The organism is Aerococcus sp. L_32, from assembly GCF_050689315.1.
Map to the genome: position 1 here is coordinate 1 of NZ_JBOEQF010000374.1, position 1,882 is coordinate 1,882.

The window sequence follows — 1,882 nt, forward strand, 5'->3', positions numbered from 1 at the left end:
CACCCAGGTAAAGTATTTACAACTGGTGGATCTAGCCAAGCTTCATCTAGTCAAGCGACTTCAAGTTCAGCTACGTCAACTTCAAGTGCTTCAACTAGCCAATCATCTACAAGTACATCATCAACGTCAGGTAACTCTTACACTGTTAAATCTGGTGACGGTATTTACACTGTAGCACGTGCCTTAGGTATTTCATTAGCGAAAGCCCGGGCCTTAAATGGTGGTTCTGACTTAATTCACCCAGGTAAAGTATTTACAACTGGTGGATCTAGCCAAGCTTCATCTAGTCAAGCGACTTCAAGTTCAGCTACGTCAACTTCAAGTGCTTCAACTAGCCAATCATCTACAAGTACATCATCAGCGTCAGGTAACTCTTACACTGTTAAATCTGGTGACGGTATTTACACTGTAGCACGTGCCTTAGGTATTTCATTAGCGGAAGCCCGTGCCTTAAACGGCGGTTCTGACTTAATTCACCCAGGTAAAGTATTTACAACTGGTGGATCTAGCCAAGCTTCTTCAAGTGCGTCAACAAGTTCATCTAGTCAAGCTAGCACAAGTTCATCTACATCAACTGCATCTTCTTCGGCTATTTCCAGCACGAAGACACATACAGTTAAATCTGGTGAAACTTTATACCGTATCGCTAAAAACAACGGTCTAAGCTTAGATGAGTTAATGACATTGAACGGTTTATCAAACTATAACTTGTACATTGGCCAAGTCTTAAAACTAAACTAATTTGATCAAATTATGACACCTCAGCTTGTTTAGCTCCCCCTTTACAAGCTGAGGTGTTTTTTAGATAAAATTAGAATCGAATTAGAAATTTGTTGACAAGGTTAGAAAAGACTGCTAAAGTTGCATTATCAAATAGCGAGAGGAGGACTACAGCCATGAAATCATTACTAAGTACAACATTCTATAACTTTTTCAACTTTTACTTTTACTTTTACGGTTTTGGTAAAGGTGATTTTGTTGTACTTGAAAAAGGATATGGCTTTAGTTCTTAAGCAACTAGCGTAGGTGCTAGTTACACAAGAAAGTCCTTTACAACAAACATCACTCAAGGGTGGTTTTGTTGTAAAGGACTTTTTTCTTGCTTAAATACCAACCTTGGAAAATGGATATGGATACTGCGTTTAAAAAAGGAGAAAATAAAATGAATACACAAGTAATGACTGCAGAAACGGAAGAAACGATTTTAGCTAATATTAAAGAGCCATACAAACGAGCGAGCTTATCATACAAGTCTGCGCCATCAGTTGTACAAGTTGGCAATATCCAAATTGGTGATGGCCATTTTGCTATGATAGGTGGTCCTTGTTCAATCGAAGGTTTAGACAAATTAGACGAAGTGGCTGCAGCGGTAAAAGATGCAGGTGCCAATATGTTACGTGGTGGGGCTTTCAAACCACGTACTTCTCCATACTCATTCCAAGGTTTAGGGCAAGAAGGTTTAGATATGTTAGAGGCTGTTGGTAAGAAATACGACTTACCAGTGGTGACAGAGGTGATGGCTGTTGATCAAGTGCATTTATTCGATGGGATCGATATGTACCAAGTGGGTGCACGAAATATGCAGAACTTCGACTTATTAAAAGCGATTGGTCAAACGACGAAACCAGTTTTGTTAAAACGCGGTATGGCTGCTTCAATCGAGGACTTGTTAATGGCAGCTGAATACATTTTAGCCCACGGTAATCCTAATGTAATTTTATGTGAACGCGGTATTCGTACTTACGAAACAAGCACACGTAACACTTTGGATTTATCAGCGATTCCCGTTTTACGATCAAAAACGCACTTACCCATCGTGGTTGATCCAAGCCATGCAGTAGGTAAACGTGAGTGGGTTGAATCAATGGCTATGGCTGCGGTT

Annotated in this window: 2 protein-coding genes; both read left to right on the forward strand. The window is 40.0% G+C overall.

Annotation, left to right across the window (positions count from 1 at the left end):
• A partial coding sequence (locus ACRCJ0_RS13045; protein WP_431390698.1) for a LysM peptidoglycan-binding domain-containing protein occupies window positions 1–741 on the forward strand: 741 nt, incomplete at its 5' end.
• 421 nt (window positions 742–1,162) lie between these two features.
• Window positions 1,163–1,882: 3-deoxy-7-phosphoheptulonate synthase (gene aroF, locus ACRCJ0_RS13050; RefSeq protein WP_431388627.1), on the forward strand; the 720-nt coding region annotated here is incomplete at its 3' end.